We start from the raw sequence: 23,295 nt of genomic DNA, 5'->3' as shown, positions 1-23,295 counted from the left end.
CTGACATGAGGGGAAGGGTGATTCAGTGAGAAAGGCGATTCAGGGAGCCGCGTATTACTGCGGCACGTTTCATGGTTGTTCGTTGAAAACCTCGAGTCCGGGTAAGACGGATGCCCAGGGGTCGAAGATCAACATTCGCACATCCGCCAACGCCGCCAGGTACAACACCTTGACCAAGGCTTCTGGCGTACCGGCATCGAGTTGTTGTTGTCTGAGGGACAAGTAAGAACCGCTGTCGATTTTCAACAGGTGCTCATCGGTCCAGGGTGTGCCGATCAGCTTGCATCCGATGCCGTCGCAGTCTGGCAATGTGAACAGCTCGAAAAACAGCCCCGTTAGCTTGGGCTCGTTGGACACCCGTTCCTGCAGATAAGACATCGCCTCTGCGGGAAGATGGGCCGTACTGATCTCCCAGGACCGACTGTAGTGCCCGGTTTCGAAGCTCAAGTGACGGATCACGGTTTGAGCTTCTTCCAGAGAGTACAGGTCACCGACATGGTGCTTCTGGCTGAGTCTTTCACCGATCACCGAGTAGATGACTTGGCGGACCTGTCCGATAGACTGGCAGCGGTCATCCAGTTCGTCCGGAATGGATTGGCCTTCGCTGATCAGGGCGAAATCGTCATTGAATACGCAGGACAACAGTTGCAGTTCATCGTCGGACAGATGGGCTTGTGAGTGATGCAAGGGGCGAAGGCAGGGTGGGCAGTAGTTGTCATAGGTGATTTGCAGCAGCCGCTCGATAGCCAGGCTGTGATAGCCACGCATAAAAGGATTTGAATCTACCCGCAGCGCGGAGACTTGATGGATAGGGTTCATAAGAGGTTCTCCAGGCTAACAATGAACAAGGCACCCGAGGGTGCCTGTAAGGGTTAAAGCCAACCGTACTCGGCAAAGGACAGCGGACGACCTTCGCCCACGATGAAGTGGTCCAATACACGCACTTCGATCAGCGCCAAGGCCTCCTTCAACCGAACGGTCAGAATGCGATCTGCTTGGCTGGGTTCGGTGCAACCAGAGGGGTGGTTGTGAACAAAAATGGCGCCTGCGGCGTTATGGGCCATGGAGCGCTTAACGACCTGGCGGGGGTATACGCTGGCCCCATCAATGCTGCCGTGAAAGAGCACTTCGAACGTCAGCACTCGGTGCTTGGCATCAAGAAAGATCACGCCGAAGACTTCATGATCCTGCTGAGCTAAATGCAGTTTCAGGAACGAAGCCACGACGTCGGGAGAGGTCAGACCGGGTCCGCGACTGAACAACCGACGATCCAGAATATGCAGTGCTTCATCGATCACGCGGTTTTCTTGCGCGAGCCGATCAGTCTCAAGCTCAGTTGTGTCAATCAGGGTGAGTTGATTGCTCATGGTAGTGCCTCCGAATTGGATCTTCAGGGGCTCACACCCAAGGGGAGTGATGTCCCCTCGGTGGGTATGAAGTTGCGGTTGTAGGCTGTTTACAACCTGGTGAACTGGTGACGTTGACCGTGTAGGGGAGAGCCGCAGCCATCGCAGGGCAGCGAGGAAAAGGCTTTGACTCCCCAGCCGGCCTCGGCATCGAAGTCGGCGCTGATGGGCATCAGTCGAGCCAATCCAGCTTGGAGAGCGGCGATGCGTTGAGCGATTTGATCCACCGTGTAGTAGAGCGAAATCGCGCCGTAGTCCTCATAAGCGGCAGCGAACAAGCATTCGTCGCAAAGCCAGAAGGATTCCATGAGAGGACTCCTATGTCGGTTAAAAAAAAGGCGCTCAAAGGAGCGCCTTGGTGAGGGCGTTACGAACCGTTCAGGCGGACTGAGCGGTTTGAGTAGAGCCACGGCGAGCCGTGCGTGGCGAAGGTTTGGCTTCGGGTTCGTTCTCTTCAGCTTCGGTATCAGCCGAGGTTGGAGCGGACTCATTGGTAGGCGCCTGCTCAGCAGGTGCTGTTGCTTCCTGCCTGGCGGGCGCTTTGTACTCGAGCGTGCCGTTGACTTTGATCCAGTCGATGAACAGCAAACGACCTTTCAGGCTGGCGCCTGGTTGACCTTGTTTGGTGCCCTTCTCGTAGAGAAAGGGGTCGATCCACAGGTCGCCGATACGAAACGACAGCAACACCTTTTTCTCAGCGTTGACGGCGTCCATGTAGAGGCGAATCAAACGTTCTGCTTCGCCTCCAGCGACCTTGCAATCGAAGCGGGTGTATTCCACCGCATCGCTAGCACCGTGCAGGGCTGCAATATCACAGGCCATGAACGGCTGTCCGCGGCGAACCTGTACTTCACGAACACGGTTGAGATAGCCGATACCGGCGGTGTGTAGATTGAAGTAAGTGGTCGCTTCTTGGGGGTGGTTGGCGTGGGCCATGGTGGTTCTCCTGTTTCAAGAAAAAAACGGCGACGCACGATCCCTGACAGGAAAGTGAGCCCCGTCAGGGTGGGTAAGGTGAAGATCCGCAATGAACGACCCGCCATCGGTAAACCGATGACGAACAGGACGATGCGTCTGGGTGAACAGCGCTACAGCAGAAGGATGTCTGCGGCAAAAGTCCGTAGACAGGGGGGGAGTGGGCATTCATCACCGCTGAAGCGGTAACCGTGCGAGCTTCCGAACGCTAATCGCACTTGGGTAAACCACCACAAACGTGGCGTAGCCTTGAAGGTTCTGGCTACCTGGGCTGGGCTGTCAACGACAGCGGACCACGCCCTTTCTATAAGCCTGTCAAAGGGGAGCGTCAAGACGCTGCAACCCGATTTTTTACACCCGGAATACAGTGGCAATCACTGGAATGAAAAAAATGAAGAGCAAGCCTGGCTGTGTCGCCAGGCGAGGAAGAGACAAGCCACCTTTGGCGATCTTATGCAGTCGAAAAGCTCCTCGCAAAGCTTGCTTCACTGCGTAACGATTCGCCAACCGACCCTTGTCGTGGCCTGGATCGGAACGTACTGGCACGCATCCGCGCACAAAGGGTGCCCAGTGTTTCGCCGGCGGGCTCCGGAATTGAATACGACCGCCGAAGCGGATGACCACTGCTGTCGCTGTGCGGCAGCAGTGGTCATCCGCTGCCACGATCAGCAACGCATGAGGGCGGAATATGATCCACGGAGAAGAAGGCTCCGAACTCATCGAGTCCGACCGAGCTGCCCGGAGCTAATCGGTCTTGGGTCGCCAACGGCGATGAACCCGAATGACTACAGCAGAAAGAGCGTCACAGCGTCAAGCCAGAGGCCAATGCTCACTTACTTCCGAGATGAGCGGCCAACTGTTCGACGGTGGCGAGGATAAAGGCGCGATCATGTTCTTTCAGTCCGCTCAGCAGCCCCATGATCATCTGACTCTGGTCGTTGGGGCGACTGCTGGACTCCGTCAGCAATTCATCCATTCGACAGTCGAAGATGTCCGCCAATTGCATCAGTTTGGCGACGGACAGCTCCACCACCCCTCGCTCCAGGCGCGATATCGCTTCGCTGCCGATCCCCAAGCGTTCAGCGACCTCTTCCTGGGTCAGATGGCGCTCGGTTCGGTGCTTCGCGATCATGCGCCCGATTTGGGTTTGGGTGGGATGCTTATGTGCCAAGTGATGAGTTCTCCAGTTCAACCCGAATGGTTGAGCAAAGACTCGTTGACATGAACATCCTTAAAAGTTGAATATCGACTACATGGGTTGTTATTTTGACTGAAATCGACATTTACCGCGACGTGGTTTCTGGTCCTTTGGGCTCCAGAGGCGTAGTGGTCAGTGTGAATGAAGGTGAGGACTGGTTGAGCATGGAAGATGAGAGCGAGGACGTCATGGACCCCATTTGGGATCGAGCAGTGGAACTGGTCATCGAGATCCATGATTCCCCGGGCAACCCCGAACACTTCGACAGTCTTGTTCACTGGCTCAATGAGAGTCCTGCTCATCTGAAAGCGTTCAACGAACTGGGGCAGATATGGATCTCGGCAGGTATCGCCTTGGCCCGTGAAATCGGACAGCCCTTGAGCGAGTTGGAGCAGGACCAGCGGCCGTTGATGATGCACTAACCCGCGCATCGATCTCAGAGTCGTACGGATCAGTATCAGGTGCGCTGGGCCTTGTTTTTGATGGGCAAGGTGCCCTTGCAGTTAGGATAACGGGCGCAAGAACAGAACGGTCCGGACTTCCCCTTACGCTTGCGCATCGTGTCGTTGCACATTGGGCAGGCTGGCCCGTTGTCCGTAGGCACTACCAGTCTAAGCGTTCCACAATGCTCGACCAGCTGCGCAATCCAGTTCGCTTGCTTGGCGACGAACGCATCAAGAGGTAGGCGTCCGGCTTCGATTTCGTCCAGGGCCTGCTCCCAAATCGCCGTCATTCCCGGATCTGCGACCGCTGCAGGCACCGCCTCGATCAGCGTATGAGCCGCGGCCGAAGACATCAAGGCGCGTTTTTTCTTCAGCAAATAACCACGGTCGATCAATCCCTTGATGATGTTGGCCCGCGTGGCTTCGGTACCGATACCGGTGGTGTCTCGAAGTTTCTGTTTCAGCCGTGGATCGCTGACCAGTTTGGCCACGTTTTTCATGGCTTTGATCAGACCGCCCTCGGTGAGTGGTTTGGGAGCCGCGGTGCGCATGGCCTTGAGTCCAGCGTCTATCACGTTGCACGGCGTGCCCTGTTGCAGAACCGGTAGTACCTGGGACTTTTGAGCGGATTCTTCATCCTCTGTGGTGTCGTAGAGCAGGCTCTTCCAACCCTGGACCAGGATCTGCTTGCCCACGGTGGTCAACCGCTGTCCGCCGCACGCCAATTCGACTTCGGTGCGATCAAATTCATGGTGAGGAAGGAATTGCGCTAGGTAATGGCTGCGAATCAGTTCGTAGACGTTGCGCTCCGGTTCGGACATCCGCGCAAGATTCGTGGGGGCGGTGGTAGGGATGATGCCGTGATGCGCAGTGACCTTGGCATCGTCCCACACCCGTGAACGCAATGATCGATTGAGTTTGTCTAAGGCGGGTTGCAGTGCGGGATCTGTTTTGAGCAAGGCATCGAGCACCGCGGGCACCTCGTTGAACATACTCTCTGGCAGATAGCGGCAATCACTGCGCGGATAGGTGGTGGCCTTGTGTGTTTCGTACAGGGCCTGGGCGATATTCAGCACCTCTTGGACGCCGAGCCCCAGCTTGCGTGAGCAGACTTCTTGCAGCGTGCTCAAGTCAAAGGGTAGGGGCGGCGCTTCGCGAAGCTGCTCAGTCTGCAGTGAGAGCACCGTGGCAACTTTGCCTGCTTTGATCGCCTGGACTGCCTTAACGGCAAGCCCTTGTTGCAGGCAACGACCTGCCTCATCCCGCCCCGAGCTTGGTGGTAACCACGACGCAAGGAACTGCTGCTCTCTCGACGATAGCTGCACCTCCACCTGCCAGTAAGGCACGGGGATGAAGCTGGCAATTGCGCGATCCCGATCAACCACCAGACGTAATGTCGGTGTCTGGACCCGTCCAACCGACAGCACACCATCGTAGCCCGCTTGCCGGCCGAGAAGGGTAAACAAGCGACTGAGGTTCATGCCGATCAACCAGTCAGCGCGGCTGCGGGCAAGGGCTGAATGGTATAGGGGGAAGGTCTCGTGGTCGGGTTTCAGCGAGGACAATGCCTTGCGGATGGAGGTCTCATTGAGAGCGGATAACCAGAGCCTTTGAATGGGGCCTCGATACTTGCAGAGCTCCAGCAGTTCGCGAGCGATCATCTCACCTTCGCGATCAGCATCGGTCGCGATCACTACGGTGGAAGCTTCTTTTAGGAGGCGCTTGATGACTTTGAATTGGGTAGCAGTTTTGGGCTTGACCTCGACTTTCCACTCCAAGGGAATGATCGGCAAATGCTCCAGCGACCAGCGTTTGTATTGTTCGCCATAGGCTTCCGGTGGGGCTGCTTCGAGTAGGTGGCCGATGCACCAGGTGACGGCTGTTTCGATACCGAGCAGGCAGCCTTCGCCGCGACGGGTGGCTCCGAGTACTTTGGCGATGTCTCGACCTTGAGAGGGTTTCTCGCAAAGGAATAAGCGCATAAGACTGCTCCAGATAAGGTCCGAAGCAGAGTTGTTGAATCAGCTAATGCGGGGTATGAGAAACCCGAATTGCAGGCTTCTCATATTAGTCAGTGGAACAGTCTTGAAGAGAGGTTGCTGCCCCTCTGCCGTCTGGGCATAACGCGCATATTCACGCGTAGGGAGTACGCGTAGTACAGCAGACCCGCGTAAAGGCGCATTTTTAATGCCAGCCCATCAATCCGTAGGTTGCTACCCTCGACGCTTCTTGGGCTTCGATGCTGGTGGACTGGCTGGCTCTGTACCTTGTCCTCCGTTTTTTCCAGTCACCGACTGTTCACTGGAACGCTCGCGCATGACCACATTTTGTACACGGTGAGGCAGGATACCGACCCGACGAGCCTCGATCTTGAAGGTCACCCGCGCATTGTCCTCACTGTCCTCCCACTCATCCTTGACCGTACGCCCCTCGACCAGCACGCGCATGCCTTTCTGATACAGCATGCTCCAATGCTCGGCTTCGCGGTGCCAGAGCTCAACCGGTGCCCAATAACCGCCCCGATCTTCATAGCTACCATCGCGCGGCACGGGATTATCGAAGTACACGTTCAGTCGCAGCAGACGCCGTGGCTCGTCATTGCCTGAGGCAAACTCCTGGAATTCTGGCGCACTGCCGATGTTGCCTTCGCCGACAAAAAAAGTACTCATCGTGATACCTCCACTGCTGTAGTGAACTGGCGCAGCCGCTCGTCGGCACTGGCCATTTTGATCGCGCAGGTGGTGGCCTGGCGCAGTATTGAATGCATCACGCTCATCTGCAGGTTCAGCACAATGCGGTCGCATTCGAATCGGTGCAAGCCCTCGCGTACCAGCTGCGGCAAGGCTCTGTTGCTGAGTTGCTGTTCCCAGACCACAACGCCCATTCGGGAGAAATCACGGGAGCGCCAGCGCAGGAAGGTGCTGCCAGCGCTGGTGTTCTGCAACACCAGGCGAAAATCCAGCAGCGAGTAAGGAAGGCGTTCTGCCTGCTGCGCCACGGTTTCCATCAAACGACATAGTTGCGCCTCGATTTCCCTCGCAACTTGCGCCAGGTGCTCCAACTCCCCCTTACCCTTAAATGGTTTTAAAAGGCCTTTTAGGGAGGCTGCGTGTTCGAGCTGTCGATAGGCATCTGATGTCAGCCCTGCGAAGGCTATCGGTTGAACAGGGTGCTTGAGATTCATGCGTCGCCCTCAGGCTCATCCACGGTCGTTGATGGTCCACTGGGCTCCTCAGCCAGAGTCTCAGCGTCATCCTTAGGCACAGCACCTCGGCGAATGATCGGTGGCGCAAACTGGGAGCGGCGATGACCCCCGAGGATGTCCATGGGGGGCAACCCCAGTTTGTCGATGGCCGCCAGGGCGCGAGCGTTGCTCGCTGCCATGTCATCGCGCGTAACACCGGCATGCCGGTAACGCTGCGCCAAGCCGAATAGGCTTCGCAGTAGATGGGCGCCGTCATCGATCCAGGTTTCCATGTCCGTGCGACCGATAAGAGCGGTGTGATGCGCCAATAGGGTATGGCGCACCAGCGTGTCGTAGTCGGTCAACAGGTACACCGCTAGGAAGCCCAACTGGCTGCCGATGTACAACGGCAAGGTTACGGGGTGGATGTTGAGGTTGTCGCCCATGTCGATTTGGGTCGGCAGGTCTTGTCTGATCCGATCAAGCTGTTGGGTCAGTTCCAGCATCCCAGCCTTGGCCTGCAGCAGTTTTTCTTCGAGTTGCACCATGGCCCAGTCGGCATACGGGTCGTCCTGTGCCGCGGTTTGCTTAATCAGGTTAGTGACGCTGATATAGCCGGCCATGCCCATAATCGAGTGAACACCTTCGCGTGCAGTCCGGCCTTGCCAGATGCGAGCGGCGTGATGGGTGTGCAGCGTTAACGTAATGCTGCTGCGCAATGAGCCCAGGTTGAGCTGGTAGTGATCGGCCACGGTGGAGTCCTCGCATAAGCTTGGCGAGCACCTTGTGACGGATGAGCCTTGAGGGCAGCGAAAAACTTGAATGCTGCCTGTTCGGTTTGAGCTTCTGGGAGATGATTCACCCGATGCCTACGGCGCTACAGGGATTGCGCTCTGGAACTCCCTGGATTTGATGCCAGTGGCATCAAATCTACTGACGTCCAGAACGTTTCCCACGCAGTTGGCGCAGTTCATCCAGGCAGGCTTGAGCAACGGCAGAGGCGGGTTCACCTTTTTTTCGAGTGGTCCGCGCTGGAGCAGATTGAGGATGCGCTGCAATGGGCGTCGTTTCTGCCTGGCCCGCCCACGGATGAAAGTCGCCTTTTAGCGCACGCTGAATCAGACCCATCAGATAAGCCGCAGGTTTGCGGATGCCGCCCGCAGCACAACGTGCCCCGGCTTCGTTGAGCACCGCCTGCCTCTCTGACAGCTTGAGTTTATTGAGCGCCACGGTGATGGCTTGACGCTCGTTCGGGCTCAGGGTCAGCGCAGTGGGCCAGAGCACGTTATCCACCGCCGGGCTCGCGTGCGGTACTGTACAAATACTTTCTTTTACTACTGTACAGGCGACGTTCGGATTCCGAACGTCGCCGGGAATATTGGCCTCTACACCTGGTTCGGAATCCGAACGAGGGGCTGCATGATTCCGAACGGGGTGATCGCCGCTTTGTTCGGCATCGTGCATCGAACCTTTTGTTTGCGAGTTAGAATTCTGATCTACCCACCGATCACCCCAGGTGTCGAGGCGGGTGGGGAGTTGGCTCAGGTCGATACTGGTATCAAGGCTGATTTCATCCAGAAGGTGCTGAGCGACGATACGCACCGCCTTGGTGGCATGATCAAGGCAATGTCCAACCAGCTCCAGATAGTCCTGATCCAGTTCCATGGCTTCGGCGAGTGTTAACGGTTCATCGTGCAGAACATACAAAGAGCCTTGCAGACGTCCACTAACTTGGTCACGCCCGCGACTCACCAAGCTGAGCCAACGAGTGAGCCTGAGCATTGTCAATACGCGAGCGATGGTTTCACGTGAGGCTGAGGTCCCATAGGGGATACTCGACAGATACGGTTGCAGATCCTCATAGCGCGGTGTGACCAGGCCCTGGCCTTGTAACATGAATCGAAAGATCTGCCAGGCATTGCGCTCCAACGGTGTCAAACGGTTATCCAGCAGCAAACGACGCGGTACGACTTCGTGTGATTGGCCACTGAACAGAAATCCAGCCTCCAGCGCTTGGTTGGAAGGTTTCTCGATGGTAGGGCGAGTGGGCCAACGTTCGCTCAATTGCTGCGCGCATTGCTGCAGGACGCGTTGCCAACGGCTGAGCGGGCGGGTGTTCATGTGTTCTTGCTGTAGTGCTCGATCTGCTGCCAGACGATGGTCAAGCTGATCTGTTGTTCCTCAGCCAACATCATCATGGCGTCGAGCTGATCTTCGGTAGGGTCTTGTGCTCGTAGCTGACACCAGCGTTGCCACAGTGCGTGCTCTTGCGCTTCGCTCAAATTCTGCGGTCGTCCCTTGCGGGTTTCTATCTTGAGCAGACGTCGACGCATTGCCGTTTCCGAATGGGCCAAGCCGAAGTTCTGATACATGATGGTGCTGCTGGCGCCGAGTTTCAGAGCTCGGTTGATCAAGCGCTCATTCTGTTCATCGCGATCGGCTTGCTCAATTAATCTGTGCAGCACCGGCGAGTCGATCTTGACCTCGACCCAAGGTACGGTCGCGTGCGCCAGACGCGCCAGGGTGGTCGGCGGTAGGGACTGCAACAAGTAGATGTCATCCTCACCCAGCCCTAACGCTTTGCAGCGCTGCAGATTACCCAACCGCAGCTCATGCAGGACCTGAGTCAACATGGCTTGATTGAGTACATTGAACGACAAGCTCATGGCAGCTTCTCCGGTGAGTCGTCTTCAACGGTAAGCGTTAATTCGATCAGGCGCCGGGCCAAGCGGATCAGGCGATACAGCTTGATCAGTAAATGGTCCGGCAGGCGTTCCAACCCCACATCCATGGTTGGTTGATCTGCCAGGGGCAACTGATACACCCCCAGCAACAGTTGCCCAAACAGGGCTGAGGGCAACAGTTTGCGGTCCTCCCAGTCCACCTCATCCTGAGCACGCAACAGGGCCAGAAGCAGTAGATGAACACCGGTCGCGCGCGGTGTCGTCAGATCAACCTGCTCCATGTCGAGGATGAAGCCCAAGCCGTCCTGCTGATTGATGATGATCTCGGGCCGCCCGGCATAGGCTGCCATCTCCCTCGCCAGCGCAGCGATGGCTGAACGCAGTTGCTCGGGAGTATCGAGCGCAGGGGCGATGCTCCAGATGTCGTGGCTCACACGAGTATCGACTTCTCTTACTGTTTCGGCGGGCGTTTCGCGATTGATCTGGTCACGAATCTGTTGAACTCGCGATGGAGGGTTTAGCTCTGGTGTGACGTTGGCCTCAGGCTGCGTGGAGGGTTTTGGCGCAGCGCCGGTCTTCGACTGGTGCTTATGGTCCGAGGGTTCAAGCTCGGAACGGAGAGGAGATTTTGTAACTCCATCTTCACCTGATGGAGGCATGTGCGTTGCTTGCGTGGTCACGGCAACGCTAGGTATCGGCAGAGGGCGTTGGGTGTCGCTCAGCTCCAAAGCCAGCATGCGGTAAGACTGCCCGAGCAATTGGCTCATTCGTTCGAGCAGTTCGTCCTGGATCTGCGCAAGGTCGAATGACTCGGGCTCGGCATCAAAAGAGGCCAGGGTGTCCAACCAGAGCTCGGTGAACTCACGGCTATTGGCCGGATAGCGATTCCAGGTTTTTTCTGCCTGGCTACGCAGACCTATTAGGCGTTCAATTTGCGATTTACCCAATCCGGCATACAGTGTTTGCGGGATAGCCGGCAGCAAATATTCCAAGGTATCGAGCATCCGGCTGATATGCGATTGCGAAATCGGATAGCCCCCGGAAGCAAGGCGTTTTGCCAGTTCGCGCTGCGAGAGTGCAGCCCCATCTAGCTCAAACATGGCCCTGAGTTTTGCGACAGCGATGGCACGTTCGATGAAAGTGAGTTGGCCGTGCAAGTCGCTTTCAGCCAGATGGCCGAGCAGGGCGGTAGCCTCATTGGTCCAAGGTCGAAACAGGCAGTGGATACGAAAGAAGCGTTCGTCATGGGTCTCTTGCCACAGCTGTCCGAGAATCGCCAGGCGGGTGTTGCCGCCGTTGCGGATGATGAAGGTCGGTTCACCCGGGCGGCGGGTGATCGGCGGTGGCTGATCCAACCCTCGTTCGCGGATTGAGGCCTTGATGTCGTCGTACATCGGATTACGAATGAATCGTGGGTTGAGGTCGTAGGGTCTTAGCTGTTCTAACGTCACCAGCATGGGGGTATCGGTGATCGGATCGGACGGTTGCTCCAAGTTCGGCCCTTGTGGGAAGTGGCCCTGCTGCAGCTTGTCGGTGATCTCCTCTTGGCTGGGCTTCTTCATTGGAAAAACCTCAGTTAACGCCGACCGCGCAAGTGGTCACCTATCTCGAATTCAACGACCTCGGCCGTACCCGATCCTTCGAAATGTTGTGAAAGTTCTGCGAGGAACCATCCCATAGCCGAGCGGCCACCCCGTAGACGAACGACCACGGTGCAGTACTCATCGCTAGGAGGTGGCTCTGATAGTTCGAGCGGTTGAACGATGAGATGGCTGTAATTCAGCATTACAGAACTCCTTGCCTAGTGCTTGAGATCAACGCTGATGCAACAGCGATGACGACGTGAGCGGGTTGTCATGAGCGCACCTGAGGACCACTCACTGAGCAGATTGCTTGGCGCCACTCAGGAAATAACTCTATGGCCAAGGCTTGTATGGTCTCCAAGGCCGACGCAGATCGACGGCCAATAGGGCGACGAGTTTCGACGCGGTGAACGGGTAGACGCAGGGAGGCAGCATTCAGATAGGCCACTCGATCGGGAACTACGGTCTGCAGGACCTGGATGGCTGAAGTCCCTATGAACGTTTCGCGCAGGCTGCGCATGATCATGCGAGTGTCCGATTTGATGTCGTTCACTTGATTCAGCAAAAGCCTCAGAGGAGGTGGAGCGATACCCAAGTCGCGAAAGGGCTCAAGTTCGTTGAGCAGTTTCAGAATTCCCCGGCGTAGTTCACGAGCAGCGAGCATTTCAGGAGTAATAGGGGAGAGGGCAAGGTCAGAGGCCAGTATGGCCATCTCCAACAGCACGCTCCGCGCGCCTTGGGTATCGATCAGAAGCAGGTCATAGCTGGGGCGGAAAGCATCGAGCAGGTTGCGCAGCCGGAGGCGTCCGTCAGGAGCATGCAATAGCAATGTGCATAGTCGACCCTCATCATCGTTGGAATGGATCAGGTCGAGTCCGGTAATCGCGGTCGTGGAGATGACCTGTGCGGGATCCGAAAGATTAAGTGCGAGCAGCTCAAACACTCCGGCGGCAGCTGTATGGCTCAATGCGTAGTAGCTGGAGAGTGTGGGCTGGCTATCCAAGTCCAGTAGGAGGACGCGCAAACCCGCATCTGCGAGTAGACCACCAAGATTGGCGGTTACCGTGGTCTTGCCTACCCCACCTTTCGTTGAAACCACCGATGCCACACGCATGACATCAATCCTGCTGTGTCAGGCGTTCGGTTACCCACCGTTCGATCTCTAGGGAGTCCCAACCGACCGCACGCATGCCGATGCGTTTAGCTTGGGGGAATTCTCCTTTCTTCATCAAATTGTAGATATGCGCACGTTTGAAGCCGGTCCTACGCTCGACCTCTTCGCGCCGCATGATATGACGCTCTATCAGCGATTGAGGTGTTCCAGTGACGAGTGAGTCTTGGCTGGACATTCTGGTCACTCCTGGCGCTGGTTGGCGCGTGATGGGAAGTAACCTGAATTCAACATCTGAAAGTGAACAATGTCATTGCAACGCAATCAAGAGGGTTGCAGTGCAATACTCCAAATTATGTTCGGGAAAGGCTACGCCTGCCGGCTGCAAATTTCTCGTCTAGCGAACGCTTACTCAACCCTGGCACGCCACTGTAATGTGCAGTTATAGAATCGACGATGGCTGCTTGGTTGTCGAATATCGAATGTCGTCTTCCTGCCTCGGATGAGCTCAGCATCGTGTTTACCAATGCTCCGATCACGTTAAGAAAGCTTGCTTTGCTTTGGTCGCTGAGGTGCTTTCCATTTTCAGCAAGTGCGCGTAGGTTCTCGCGTTCTATACCTGCGGACTGAAGTTCGCTCATTAGCGTCTGAAGTGTTGCTTCGGCTGCTTTTAATTGTACTTCTAGCGCTTCTCTATCTGCTTGCAAGGTCAGGTATGTCTCGTAGCGTATATTTTCCTGCTCAGTAGGGAGGCCAAATAAAAAAAACGGTCGCTGATCCGGATGGTGGTTGAACATCCACCATTTCAGGTCCGAATGCCTGATGGTCAGCAGTTTGTAATCAATTGGCGTGCCTGAGGGAACGGTCGTACCTAAAGCGCCATAACGTAGCTCATGATTTCGAATCGCGTCGAGAATTTTTTCAGTAGTAGCGTGTAGGCATGGCCACTGCGGGAAAGCTTTGGCGAGTAGAGCAGGGCACTCCCACGAGGACCCGAGGATCTGGGTTTCAAAAGCGATTAAGTCGCACCAGCGGATTGCAACGTCAATGGGTCTATAGAACAGCTTGGCAAGAGGATTGAATCCGTTCGATGTGTACATAGGGCAGCCTTTTAAAAAGGGCAGGCCCCGCTAGGTACAGTCTAAATGTTGGCGGTCATGGCCAAGGCTTCCGTGCGGTTGCTGTCCTAATATCGCAGTGAGTAACTAAGTCGTCATTGTCTCTTTCTTTGCAGTTCAAATAGTTAAACGTTGTAGAGGTATTGCCTCGACTAGGGCGCTTTTCTATCAGGGAATAATTCACGAAAAATGATGTAATTTGTAAATCGCGGATATTGATATGAACTATCGGCCTGGCATCGTTTCTGGTTTTTTTATGTGTCCAAGCAGCTGTGCAGTTGGGACGGTTTAGGAAGAAAATGATTAGTCCAGTGCATGTCGAAAAGTCTCGCTAATAAAACTGGTCATCTGTCAGAAGTGAGCATTTGTCTTCCGACGCTAGCATCTTAAGACTGACAGCTTATTTCCTAGTCGGACCAGCGTGGCACTCATCTTCTAGCCGGTGAGTGCCGCCATCTAGCACAAGTAGGAGCGTATTCGGAGCCCATTCTATCCGTTAATAGTCTAGAGTCGTAAATGACGCCAAGGTATGAAGCGATATATGCTGGTGGGAAGGACAGACTCAAGACTGAAAGAGCGCTTCCTTAGCCTTGCTATAAGCAAGTTTCGCAATAATTTTACCTTCACGGAAATGTAGAAGATCTAGCCCTCGCAACGATGTGGATACTCCATTCAGATGCATATCGCACCGCCACCGTATCATTATTTTGCTCGAATCAGCATCAACGAAAAGATCCTCTCCTACATACTCAATTTTTCCGAAAGAACCGTCAAAAAAAGGTGCCAAGGCCTGACGTATTTCCACCTTACCGATATGGCTCCCACCATAGATATCTTCGTAGACTGCGTCATCGCTAAAAAAAGCCATGACGACCTCGAGATTAACGGCATTATTTGCCTCAACAAACCTCTGGGTCGCTTGCGTCAGCGTTGCTCTTTCGGAAGATGTCGTGTTATCCAATTCAAATCACCTTTGCATTAAAAGTTATTTAACCGCCACTGCGACGGTCTATAATCATAAACACAGTATTTCTGCTGGGGATTGACATCAAACGCCAAATTTTTTGACTCGGCGCGACATTGATTTTTTGTGGTTGGTGCAGAGTTCGTTATATTTGCAGATGGAGAGGGTGAAATACCAAAAAAATTGCATATGAGCGTCGAGTGCAGTATGAGTAGTAAATTTCAGGGGGCGGAGTTGTCTGCCCCTTGAGTGGCACTTGGGAGATCTATTGAAGTGAAATTTTATTTATACTTGTCTTGAGTTGCTTGCTTGAGAGAGTTGATGCCGCCCGTGATAAATATCGTCATTCTTTCAACAATGTCATCTTCTGATTCTGCGTGAAGGTGTCCGTCAGTAAGCTCACCAATACGATCAACGCCTCTCAGCATATAAAGAATCATGGAAACCATAAATACTGCTCCCCAACTCACGGCAGCTGCGTCGTCTTCACCCTCACATTCCATAATTTCATGAATGAAGGCCTTTAATGTATGATCATATAGCTCTTTCCTCAAGGGTACGGCCACCTCTTCAGGTTCGCTAGCTAGCCGGGACTGCAAGCGTGCAAAATGCATCCATGCTTGTCCTCCTTCCCTGTGTTCAAATTGTGGTCTTAAGTAGGTTCGCACGATGTCATAGGTATTATAGCCTTCAGGACGGCATTTAAGTTCATCAAGGTAGTTCTGACGCTTCTTGTCTATATCGGACAATCCCCGTCGATATACTTCCATAAAAAGATTCTGTTTCGTTCCGTAGTAATAAGTAATTAGTGCTTGAGTAACGTTTGAGTTTTGCGCTATTTGCTTAAGGGTCGCTCCTAGGAACCCGTGCATAGCGAAAACCTTTTCAGCCTCATTTAAGATGAGCTCTTTATTAACGACCTCGCCGAGTTCAGAGAATCGGCGCCTACCGAGTTTAGGCCCAACTGCGGAATTTTGTGCTGATTTCGAGTCTGCCATAGGATTTTCCAGCTGGATTATAAAATAATCAGGGGATTATACATTGAAAATTTAGGGTTTTAAATACCCTCGGTTGACATGGTGAGATTTGGGGGGGGAGGATGTTTAACTAGGAAGTATGAGCATATTCTAATCTTGCATTTCACCAGAACGCTTGCGCTAATAGATTGTCGGGCTAATGTTGTTGCTGTTAGGGTGTAAGTCATTAGCTGGCAGGATGTGTAATTTAAGTGTGTCTCTCGGTGGGGGGGGACTGCTCTAAAGTAAAGCATAGCCCGTACTGCTCGGGCGTGATTATATGTTTAGAAAGCTTGCCGATACTCTTGGCTATTAATTATTTATACTTCGCGGATATCGAGCTATCTATACTCGTTCAATTGTTCTGATATGTCTTTTGTTGGTTATTCGAACGTCGAAGCTTTTGTTGCGAGCATCACCTGTCAATGTACGGGGCTGGATATCTAGCTTGAAGGTGGGAGGGCTCTAAGACCTTTCGCGAGAGGTTCTCAGATTGAGGCAGTACCACGCGGGGACGCAGCACGCAGGTCCGGTTCGGGGAAGCGTAAGAGCTCTAGTGATGAGTCCAATTGAGCGCATAGCTGTAGCCGGGGGTATGGCGTGCGGTAGGGCGCGAGTCTCACCAGTTTCTCATTCGTCCCAGATAACAGCGGAATGAGCTGAGGCTCCGGGAATGGTGAGACGTCTGAAGGCCGGACTCGTGTGGGATATTGCTGTGTGGTCTAGTGACGTCATTCACCAGTCTCCTCTCGTCTCCCGAACGTCCCAGGACCGCGACGTGCATTGAGTTTTGAGGCTGAGGGATGTTGATTGTCAACATTCAGTGAGGCACCAGAAAACTGGTTCGATGCATTCGGGCTGGTTTGATGCGTCACGAGGTGCAATTAGCCGCTGGCATCATCTAGGATGTTGAATTTACTAAGGTATTGATAACACTGTGATCTGTGGCGCATTATCTCACAGGTGATGCGAGCGTTGCGAAATGATGCCCATGGAAGCGCTAGAGCGGAATTCACGACGTTAGCTGCTGAAGCAGAGAGCTCGCCAGCTTGGGGGAGGATTTTGGCCCCTCGCGTAGGTCGGCCTGGCACCAATATTCTCGTCTGAGAAAAAATACTCAATGGACTTAATCGTATAAACGTCAGTCACGATACATCTAAAAATAACAAGAATTCGGAGCAGCCAAATGAGTGGAAGAGACACAACCCAGATCGCGGAGACAGTACTCAGTCCTTTTCAAGAGCTCATTGAGCCTTATCTTGAACGGGTCGGTCTCGAAAAATCAATATTGGCAGATCCGGATATGGAAATACCGGATCGAAAATTCGTCGAATTATTAGAGCTGATTTCCAAAGAGCAAGATGATTTTATTGGCATACATATGGCAATGAAGCTTCGGTCACGTAACTGGGGGATATTTGGCCACGCGGTTCGCAATGCTCCAGATGTAGCGACTTTTCTGAACGTTATGGCTGGTTTTGTCAATGTTTTCTCCCAAGCTGTAGAAGAAAGGTTCGTCGAGACAAGTGACGCTATTGGGCTTAGCTATCGTTTGATCGACTCTTCTATAGGGTATCGTCGGCAAGATTCTGAGTTTTCTATAACGGCAATTATTATAATGCTTCGTGAAGCAACAGGCATGGAAATAAAAGCGAAACAGGTCCGATTTGAACACTCCGGATCTGCTGGGGCGAAACTATATAAAGAGGTTTTTGGTGTAGCTCCCAAATTCCAACAATCTATAAATTCGATCATGTTTAGCCGTTCGGTGTTGGCCATTCCAATCGTTGATGCCGATCCCAGATTGTATCGCCTTTCTATGCAATATTTAAAGGAAAGGCTATTGGAGCGCCGGGTGGAACGCAGCGTAATTGTCAGGGTATCACATATCGTCGGGCGCAAGCTGGCTGACGGGGTGCCGACATTGGCAGAGGTGGCGGACGCTATGCATATGAGTGAGAGAACGCTACAGCGCCGCTGCAGAGAGGAGGGTGTCGATTTCCTGCACCTTGTTGACGATATACGGAGAAACACGGCTATTGATCATCTTAAGAATAGCGAAAAAAACCTTACAGATATAGCTTCTGAGCTTGGTTACTCTCAACTAAGCGCATTCAGTCGGGCGTTCCGTCGCTGGACTGGATTAACGCCGATGGAGTACCGAAATACTTATAATAAACGCATGCTTTGATATCTAATGGCATTTTTAATTTGATACTTGTCCTGTTGTAGGCTGTTATAGATTGAAAGATTTCCTTTGTTTTACGGTGTTGGTCTTGGAAGTTGCTTTTTGGATAAAAAATATCTACTTATGCCCGCTTAAGCGCGTAATAAATCGGCGCGCTTGGCAAGGTCGCTTTTATCAAGAAAAATAAGCTACCGTATCGACCAGCGAGCGAGTGTCATCGATCCGTCTATTATGTAACCACGGAAGTCGTATCTATCCGTTCAGACTTGGCGGGTAAGTCAGGCTTTCATTCGCTCAAACAAAACCACTCCAGTTTCTGCCGCGCTTATGGCTCTCCAAAGAATTGCGACGTCCACTGTTACATCTAGCGAACGCACCTTGATCGCTTTAATACGGTAAATTAGCGTTTGCTTGTATACAGGTGTTTAGGACCATTTTGCCAAAAAAACGGTTTTGTCAAGAAAAACTCTCAGCATATTCTGCAACAGGCCTCCGTGTAATGCATCTTGTTCAATTAATGCACCTAGAGATGCGCCAATCAACTTGGCACATTTTATCGGCAAGTTGAAGAATCACCCAGCAAACCACGTTATTCGCTGAAAAACGCACCATGATTAGTACAGGGAAGAAGTTTGCGCCCGCCCTTTGGCGCCAGGAGCCTCACTCACCCATGCCCGTGAGCTGTTTTCGAGCCATCCACAGATTTGACTGGGCGAACAGCGTGGACAGCTGCGCTGTGTCGTTCATCAGCCCACGACAGCGCGCGTTCACGTAGCCGAAATGACGCTTGATCACCCGAGCGGATGCTCGACTGCGGCCCTTGTCTGAGCTTTTCAGTGCTCGAGCTTGCGCTTGGCCTTGTAGAGCACGCTGCGTTTATTTAGCATGAAATACGTGCTGTGCTGTGCATCGGCCATTATTGTCCGCCGCGCCATGAAACGTGATTAGTCAGTCTCGACTCGGGATCGGTGCCGATATGAGCCTTCAGCCCCAAGAAATGCTGGTTACTTTTCTTGGTCTGATGCATTTCGGGATCGCGCTGTCCATCTTCGTTCTCGGTCAAACTGCGGTATGAATAACGGTGGCATCGACGATCGTGCCCTCACGCGGCGACAGACCTCTCTCCTGCAAGTAGCCATTGATGACCGCAAATCGATCTAGAGCACGTCCTGATCCATCTCGGCAAGGAAGCGTTCCCGGGGGCTGCTTACGCTTGCCGGCGTATTCAAAGCCGAAAAAGCCCATCTGGCTGATAGGTAGCTCGAATCAAGGATCGACAAAGTTCAGTGCGTCTACTGAATTGTTCAGAGAATTCCTAAATCTCACCAATCACCCCACGATGGCCAATCTTGCCATCTCATTCAGCGTAACGGTACGAGGAGGGGTAGGGCATGAGAAATCGTCAACAAATGATCGATTCCATGGCGCTGCGATGATGGCTCGACATCAAACTCTGTGTGATATCGCTTTGATATCGTAACGCCTGGTCACTCATGCTGAAGCTATGGATATTGCGACTGCTTTTGTTAAGTTTGTCTTAAGTCTCTCAGTAAAATGTGTTATTGGAAGAGTGAGCGCCGCTTGAGGCTTCCGCGATATGGGGCTCCCAACTCAGCTGGAGGCCGTCCTGGCTGCAGTGGGCGTCAGCTTGAAACATGGAGGTCGCGATTATTCGATATTTCTACTGATGACTCGCCTCTGCCGGGTCGCAAGTCCAGGCGACCAATAAGTATTAGCTCAAACCTCTCGGCGACTCTGTTGGCAACCATGACTGGTAGACTCATAGAGTCTGCCCCCTAATTGTCGATATCCCTTAACGTCTTGCCACCGGATACCAGTTAAAATTATGTGTTGATCGATATCCTATCTCGGAGATTGACCGCACGTGGCGGCGGGCCGTGGATTCCGCCATTACTTTGCAAGCTCGTGCGTCAACAGTAGAGGTTGCGGTTTGGATGTCGACCAGGCCTTATTGGCCGCTGAGGTAAGATCACAAACCCATCCGCTTGGCTTGTTGCTGGCTCTGGTGCATTTCAGGCATACACATACAATAGGGCTGGCTGCTCCTGATCGGATATTCCGGATTTGGAATCCCCTCCCACGCGGTCGATGCGAGGGCAGCCATCGATCCAGGCTCTGGGGAAAACCTGACTAACAACGGAAGTGCGCGCTTCTATGCAAAAGCCGTCAACGGTCAAACCGCTCCTTCATCAACTCTGCAAAAGCAAAACGATTCACTTGTACGATCGTATGAGCGTCTAACGTGTTTTCCTAATTGAGTCTAATTGTCGCCCTGCTCAAGCTCATCGAAACTGGCCCAAATTCCACTGACCAGGGCTCAGAATGAAGCTAAATATTACCCCGCCCTTGAAACCAAGCCACTGGATGGCAGCGACTGCCTTGACCGACGGCGCAACGCTGCCTCTTAAGGGCGAGCATGCCGTTGACGTTGCCATAATTGGTGGCGGGTTTGTTGGGCTCTGGACTGCGATAACGATCAAGGAACATGAGCCGGACGCCCGCGTGATGCTACTTGAACAGCACGTCTGCGGGGGGGGCGCCTCAGGTCGCAACGGTGGTTTTGTCATGTCTTGGTGGCCGAAGATTGGCACCCTGCGCGGCTTCTGTAATGACGAGCAAGCCCTCTTCCTGGGGCGTAGTGCCGAGCAAGCAATCACGGAACTGGGCGAATTTTGTGAGCGATATGGTATTGATGCCCATTTCCAGCAGAGCGGCTGGCTATGGACCGCAACGACCCAACAACACGTCGACACATGGAACGGCACCCTTGCCGCCTGCGAGCGCCTCGGCGTACGTCCATTCGAGCGTCTGGATCCCCGCGAGGTGGCGCGACGCACCGGTTCGGCGGTACACCTAGCAGGTGTATTCGAGCGTAGTAATGCCACCGTGCAGCCCGCGTTACTGGTTGAGGGTATGCGGCAGGTTGCGTTGGCCAATGGCGTCGAGATTCATGAAGGGACGGGGGTGACCGACATCGAGCCGGGTCAACCAGCCTTGGTAAAAACCGCTCATGCCGCTATTCGTGCCCGTTCGGTCGTGCTTGCGGTCAATGCTTGGGCAGCAACAATACCAGCTCTGGCGAAAGTGATCGTGCCGGTCAACAGCTCTATCGTGACCACCGAGGCTATCCCACAACACCTCAAGCAAATCGGCTGGACCGGAGGCGAAGCCGTAACCGACTCGCAATTGATGGTGGATTATTACCGCACCACGCGCGACGGCCGCATCGTCTTTGGTAAAGGCACAGGCGCCTTGAGCTTCGGTTCGAAAATCGGCGATGTGTTCAGCGAGGATATGCAGAGTTTGGCACTCGTCGAAGCGGACCTACGCCGTACCTATCCCATGCTCGACGATGCATGCATCGCCGCGCAGTGGTCTGGCCCGATTGACCGAACCTACGACAGCCTGCCGGTGTTCGGTCGGCTCAATAGCCAAGAGAACATACATTATGGCATCGGCTGGAGCGGCAACGGGGTCGGCCCGAGTCGAGTGGGCGGACGCATTCTCGCCAGTTTGACCCTGGGGCGCACGGATTTCTGGAGCTCCTGCTCGCTGGTGGAGCGTAGCTGCCGCACGTTCCCGCCTGAGCCGATTCGTTATTGGGGCGGCTCTCTTGTGCGCAACGCCGTAATGCGCAAAGAACGCTCGGAACTAGCCGGTAACACTCCAGCCGCCCTCGATCTTTTCCTGGCTCGCTTTGCACCGGCTGGACTCGAAGACAAAGCCTGAGGAAGTAAACCATGTCGATTGTTCGTATCCCTGCCAGTGCGCCGCTGACCTTCGGCGAAGCTATTACTCTCGGCAGTTCGGAGCAGGAGCTCGTAGCACAAGCACGCATCGCTGCGCACCTGGAGCTGCCGGACGCCCGTGGTTCTGTTGGTGTCTGGGAATGCAGCCCTGGCAGCTTCCGACGTCAAGTGGTCCAGGCCGAGTACAGCTACATCGTCAGCGGCGCTGGCTGTTTTACGCCAGACACTGGTGAGTCTGTCAATTTCAGCGCAGGTGACGCGCTGTACTTTCCTGCCAACAGCCAAGGCACTTGGGTCATTCGCCAGAACCTTCGCAAGACATACCTGATTCTTGAGTGAGTCATTTGTCTGCCACTCCTCCCACATAACAAGACGAGGTAACAAGAAGTGGGTACACAACAACACATTGAAGAATCCTCGGGGTTGAAAGCTCATGCCCTTGGCCGGATGGAAACCATTGGCATCATCATCGGCACCAACATTGGTGCAGGCGTACTCAGCATGGCCTTCGCTGCGCGCAAAGTCGGCTATGCGCCCCTGCTGGTGTGTCTGGCGATTACGTGCCTGTTCTGCATCATTACCATGCTTTATGTCGCCGAAGCGTGCCTTCGCACCTGTGAGAACAAGCAGCTAAGTGGCCTGTCACGTAAGTATCTCGGAGCTTTCGGCGGCTGGCTGATTTTCATCGCCGTTGCCGCCAATAGCTATGGCGCTCTTGTTGCATACATGACTGGCAGCGGCAACATTCTTACCGACTTCTTCAGTCGGTTCGGTTTGAGCCGGCAAATGGGCAGCTTGCTGTTCTTCATACCTTCGGCGTTGGTGCTGTATCTGGGACTGAAGGCCTTGGGCGTTGCGGAAAAGTTGATCAGCGTCGGTATGGTGATGATTGTCTGCTTGCTGATAGGCGCAACCGTGGTCCATGACGACACTCGTTTCATGCATCTATGGCAAAGCCAGTGGCAATACGTGGTGCCGGTTTTCAACTTAGCTGTATTTGTTTTCGGCGCGCAATTCCTGGTGCCAGAACTAGTGCGCGGTAACCTGGATTCACCCAAGCGTGTCCCACGCCTGATCATCGGCGGTATGCTGCTGACTTTCGTTGTGGTGGCCGCCATTCCTGCTTCAGTGATCGCGCTAGTAGGCACTGAAAACCTCAGTGAAGTGGCTACGCTCAGTTGGGGGCGGTCGCTGGGTCAGTGGGCCTACTATGTTGCCAACACTTTTGCCTTGCTTGCGATGTTGACCTCCTACTGGGGGCTTGGTGGATGCCTGTTCACCAACATTTTCGACCACTTCCGGCTCGGTGACGAAAGCCATCGTGGCAAGCGACTCATGGTATTGGCTGTGGTGGCAATCCCGCCGTTCATCCTGGCATACTCGGGTATCAGCGGCTTTGTCAACGCGCTGTATTTTGCTGGAACCTTCGGCGGCGTACTCATGGGTATTATTCCAATCCTTTTGCTTAATGCCGCACGCAAACGTGGCGATAAGGAACCGGCGTTCAAGTGTGGCTGGTATGCTCATCCACTCATGCAAGCCGGTATTATCCTGGTCTTCGCCTCGAGTGGCGTCTACGCCGTGCTATCAGCCATAGGAATGCTGCCTGCCAGTTGGTAATGACTCGAGGCAAGGCGGGATGAGCCTGAAACCTC

At 53.9% G+C, this 23,295-nt stretch carries 22 protein-coding genes and 1 pseudogene; 5 read left to right on the top strand and 18 right to left on the bottom strand.

What is annotated here, in order from left to right; genetic code table 11:
- Nucleotides 1-69: 69 nt before the first annotated feature.
- The 5 genes from EPZ47_RS22095 to EPZ47_RS22075 all read right to left on the bottom strand — a co-directional run bounded on the left by EPZ47_RS22095 (nt 70) and on the right by EPZ47_RS22075 (nt 3,552).
- Nucleotides 70-819, bottom strand: coding sequence for a DUF5983 family protein (locus tag EPZ47_RS22095; RefSeq protein ID WP_095963963.1), 750 nt, complete (start codon nt 817-819; stop codon nt 70-72).
- 53 nt (nt 820-872) lie between these two features.
- Nucleotides 873-1,367, bottom strand: coding sequence for a RadC family protein (gene radC / locus EPZ47_RS22090; RefSeq protein WP_099313155.1), 495 nt, complete (start codon nt 1,365-1,367; stop codon nt 873-875).
- 89 nt (nt 1,368-1,456) lie between these two features.
- Entirely contained in the window at nt 1,457-1,714 is a 258-nt protein-coding gene (locus tag EPZ47_RS22085) for a hypothetical protein (protein WP_095963966.1), read from the bottom strand.
- A gap of 70 nt (nt 1,715-1,784) precedes the next feature.
- A complete protein-coding gene (locus EPZ47_RS22080) occupies nt 1,785-2,342 on the bottom strand; it encodes an STY4534 family ICE replication protein (protein WP_099313156.1) in 558 nt (185 codons plus the stop codon).
- 868 nt (nt 2,343-3,210) lie between these two features.
- Nucleotides 3,211-3,552, bottom strand: a complete 342-nt coding sequence (locus EPZ47_RS22075) for a helix-turn-helix domain-containing protein (protein WP_095963968.1) — start codon at nt 3,550-3,552, stop codon at nt 3,211-3,213.
- Between the two features lie 191 nt (nt 3,553-3,743).
- Here EPZ47_RS22075 and EPZ47_RS22070 point away from each other — a divergent pair, with 191 nt between their 5' ends.
- A complete protein-coding gene (locus EPZ47_RS22070) occupies nt 3,744-4,001 on the top strand; it encodes a hypothetical protein (RefSeq protein ID WP_095964060.1) in 258 nt (85 codons plus the stop codon).
- Nucleotides 4,002-4,036: 35 nt separating this feature from the next.
- On the opposite strand, the gene EPZ47_RS22065 is transcribed toward EPZ47_RS22070, so the two are convergent.
- The 12 genes from EPZ47_RS22065 to EPZ47_RS22005 all read right to left on the bottom strand — a co-directional run bounded on the left by EPZ47_RS22065 (nt 4,037) and on the right by EPZ47_RS22005 (nt 15,664).
- A complete protein-coding gene (locus EPZ47_RS22065) occupies nt 4,037-6,004 on the bottom strand; it encodes a DNA topoisomerase III (protein WP_135846684.1) in 1,968 nt (655 codons plus the stop codon).
- Between the two features lie 231 nt (nt 6,005-6,235).
- Nucleotides 6,236-6,691 carry a single-stranded DNA-binding protein gene (locus tag EPZ47_RS22060; protein ID WP_095963970.1) on the bottom strand — a complete coding sequence of 152 codons (456 nt, stop codon included), beginning with the start codon at nt 6,689-6,691 and terminating at the stop codon, nt 6,236-6,238.
- On the bottom strand, nt 6,688-7,206 hold the full coding sequence (locus tag EPZ47_RS22055) for a DUF3158 family protein (protein WP_095963971.1): 519 nt from the start codon (nt 7,204-7,206) through the stop codon (nt 6,688-6,690). The genes EPZ47_RS22060 and EPZ47_RS22055 overlap by 4 nt, the downstream gene beginning before the upstream one ends.
- Nucleotides 7,203-7,958, bottom strand: a complete 756-nt coding sequence (locus EPZ47_RS22050; RefSeq protein ID WP_099313157.1) for a PFL_4669 family integrating conjugative element protein — start codon at nt 7,956-7,958, stop codon at nt 7,203-7,205. Before EPZ47_RS22050 ends, EPZ47_RS22055 begins: the two co-directional genes overlap by 4 nt.
- A gap of 178 nt (nt 7,959-8,136) precedes the next feature.
- Nucleotides 8,137-9,327 carry an STY4528 family pathogenicity island replication protein gene (locus EPZ47_RS22045; protein ID WP_095963973.1) on the bottom strand — a complete coding sequence of 397 codons (1,191 nt, stop codon included), beginning with the start codon at nt 9,325-9,327 and terminating at the stop codon, nt 8,137-8,139.
- Nucleotides 9,324-9,872: a DUF2857 domain-containing protein gene (locus tag EPZ47_RS22040; protein ID WP_095963974.1), complete on the bottom strand. Its 549-nt coding sequence runs from the start codon at nt 9,870-9,872 to the stop codon at nt 9,324-9,326. Before EPZ47_RS22040 ends, EPZ47_RS22045 begins: the two co-directional genes overlap by 4 nt.
- A complete protein-coding gene (locus tag EPZ47_RS22035) occupies nt 9,869-11,452 on the bottom strand; it encodes a ParB family protein (protein ID WP_099313159.1) in 1,584 nt (527 codons plus the stop codon). The genes EPZ47_RS22040 and EPZ47_RS22035 overlap by 4 nt, the downstream gene beginning before the upstream one ends.
- Nucleotides 11,453-11,744: 292 nt before the next feature.
- On the bottom strand, nt 11,745-12,587 hold the full coding sequence (locus EPZ47_RS22025; protein ID WP_135846683.1) for a ParA family protein: 843 nt from the start codon (nt 12,585-12,587) through the stop codon (nt 11,745-11,747).
- A 4-nt stretch (nt 12,588-12,591) separates the two neighbouring features.
- Entirely contained in the window at nt 12,592-12,822 is a 231-nt protein-coding gene (locus EPZ47_RS22020) for an AlpA family phage regulatory protein (protein ID WP_046816044.1), read from the bottom strand.
- A 115-nt stretch (nt 12,823-12,937) separates the two neighbouring features.
- Nucleotides 12,938-13,684: a hypothetical protein gene (locus tag EPZ47_RS30505; RefSeq protein WP_046816045.1), complete on the bottom strand. Its 747-nt coding sequence runs from the start codon at nt 13,682-13,684 to the stop codon at nt 12,938-12,940.
- Nucleotides 13,685-14,264: 580 nt separating this feature from the next.
- A complete protein-coding gene (locus EPZ47_RS22010) occupies nt 14,265-14,663 on the bottom strand; it encodes a nuclear transport factor 2 family protein (protein WP_024087625.1) in 399 nt (132 codons plus the stop codon).
- A 284-nt stretch (nt 14,664-14,947) separates the two neighbouring features.
- Nucleotides 14,948-15,664, bottom strand: coding sequence for a TetR/AcrR family transcriptional regulator (locus EPZ47_RS22005; RefSeq protein ID WP_052760629.1), 717 nt, complete (start codon nt 15,662-15,664; stop codon nt 14,948-14,950).
- Between the two features lie 1,204 nt (nt 15,665-16,868).
- Between EPZ47_RS22005 and EPZ47_RS22000 the strand changes: the two genes are divergently transcribed.
- On the top strand, nt 16,869-17,873 hold the full coding sequence (locus EPZ47_RS22000) for an AraC family transcriptional regulator (protein ID WP_024087623.1): 1,005 nt from the start codon (nt 16,869-16,871) through the stop codon (nt 17,871-17,873).
- Between the two features lie 657 nt (nt 17,874-18,530).
- Here the strand turns inward: EPZ47_RS22000 and EPZ47_RS30500 are convergent.
- Nucleotides 18,531-19,019 (bottom strand): annotated as a pseudogene (locus EPZ47_RS30500) (transposase); the annotation flags it as partial.
- A gap of 1,194 nt (nt 19,020-20,213) precedes the next feature.
- On the opposite strand from EPZ47_RS30500, the gene EPZ47_RS21990 reads away from it, so the two are divergent.
- The 3 genes from EPZ47_RS21990 (at nt 20,214) to EPZ47_RS21980 (ending at nt 23,260) form a co-directional block, all read left to right on the top strand.
- Nucleotides 20,214-21,620 carry an NAD(P)/FAD-dependent oxidoreductase gene (locus EPZ47_RS21990; RefSeq protein WP_046816047.1) on the top strand — a complete coding sequence of 469 codons (1,407 nt, stop codon included), beginning with the start codon at nt 20,214-20,216 and terminating at the stop codon, nt 21,618-21,620.
- Between the two features lie 11 nt (nt 21,621-21,631).
- Complete coding sequence (locus EPZ47_RS21985) at nt 21,632-21,979, top strand: cupin domain-containing protein (RefSeq protein ID WP_046816048.1); 348 nt, start codon at nt 21,632-21,634, stop codon at nt 21,977-21,979.
- A 108-nt stretch (nt 21,980-22,087) separates the two neighbouring features.
- Nucleotides 22,088-23,260 carry an aromatic amino acid transport family protein gene (locus EPZ47_RS21980; RefSeq protein ID WP_371914707.1) on the top strand — a complete coding sequence of 391 codons (1,173 nt, stop codon included), beginning with the start codon at nt 22,088-22,090 and terminating at the stop codon, nt 23,258-23,260.
- The last annotated feature ends 35 nt before the right edge of the window (nt 23,261-23,295 follow it).

Source organism: Pseudomonas viciae, from assembly GCF_004786035.1.
GTDB classification, from domain to species: domain Bacteria; phylum Pseudomonadota; class Gammaproteobacteria; order Pseudomonadales; family Pseudomonadaceae; genus Aquipseudomonas; species Aquipseudomonas viciae.
This window is presented reverse-complemented; position numbering and strand designations above follow the sequence as displayed.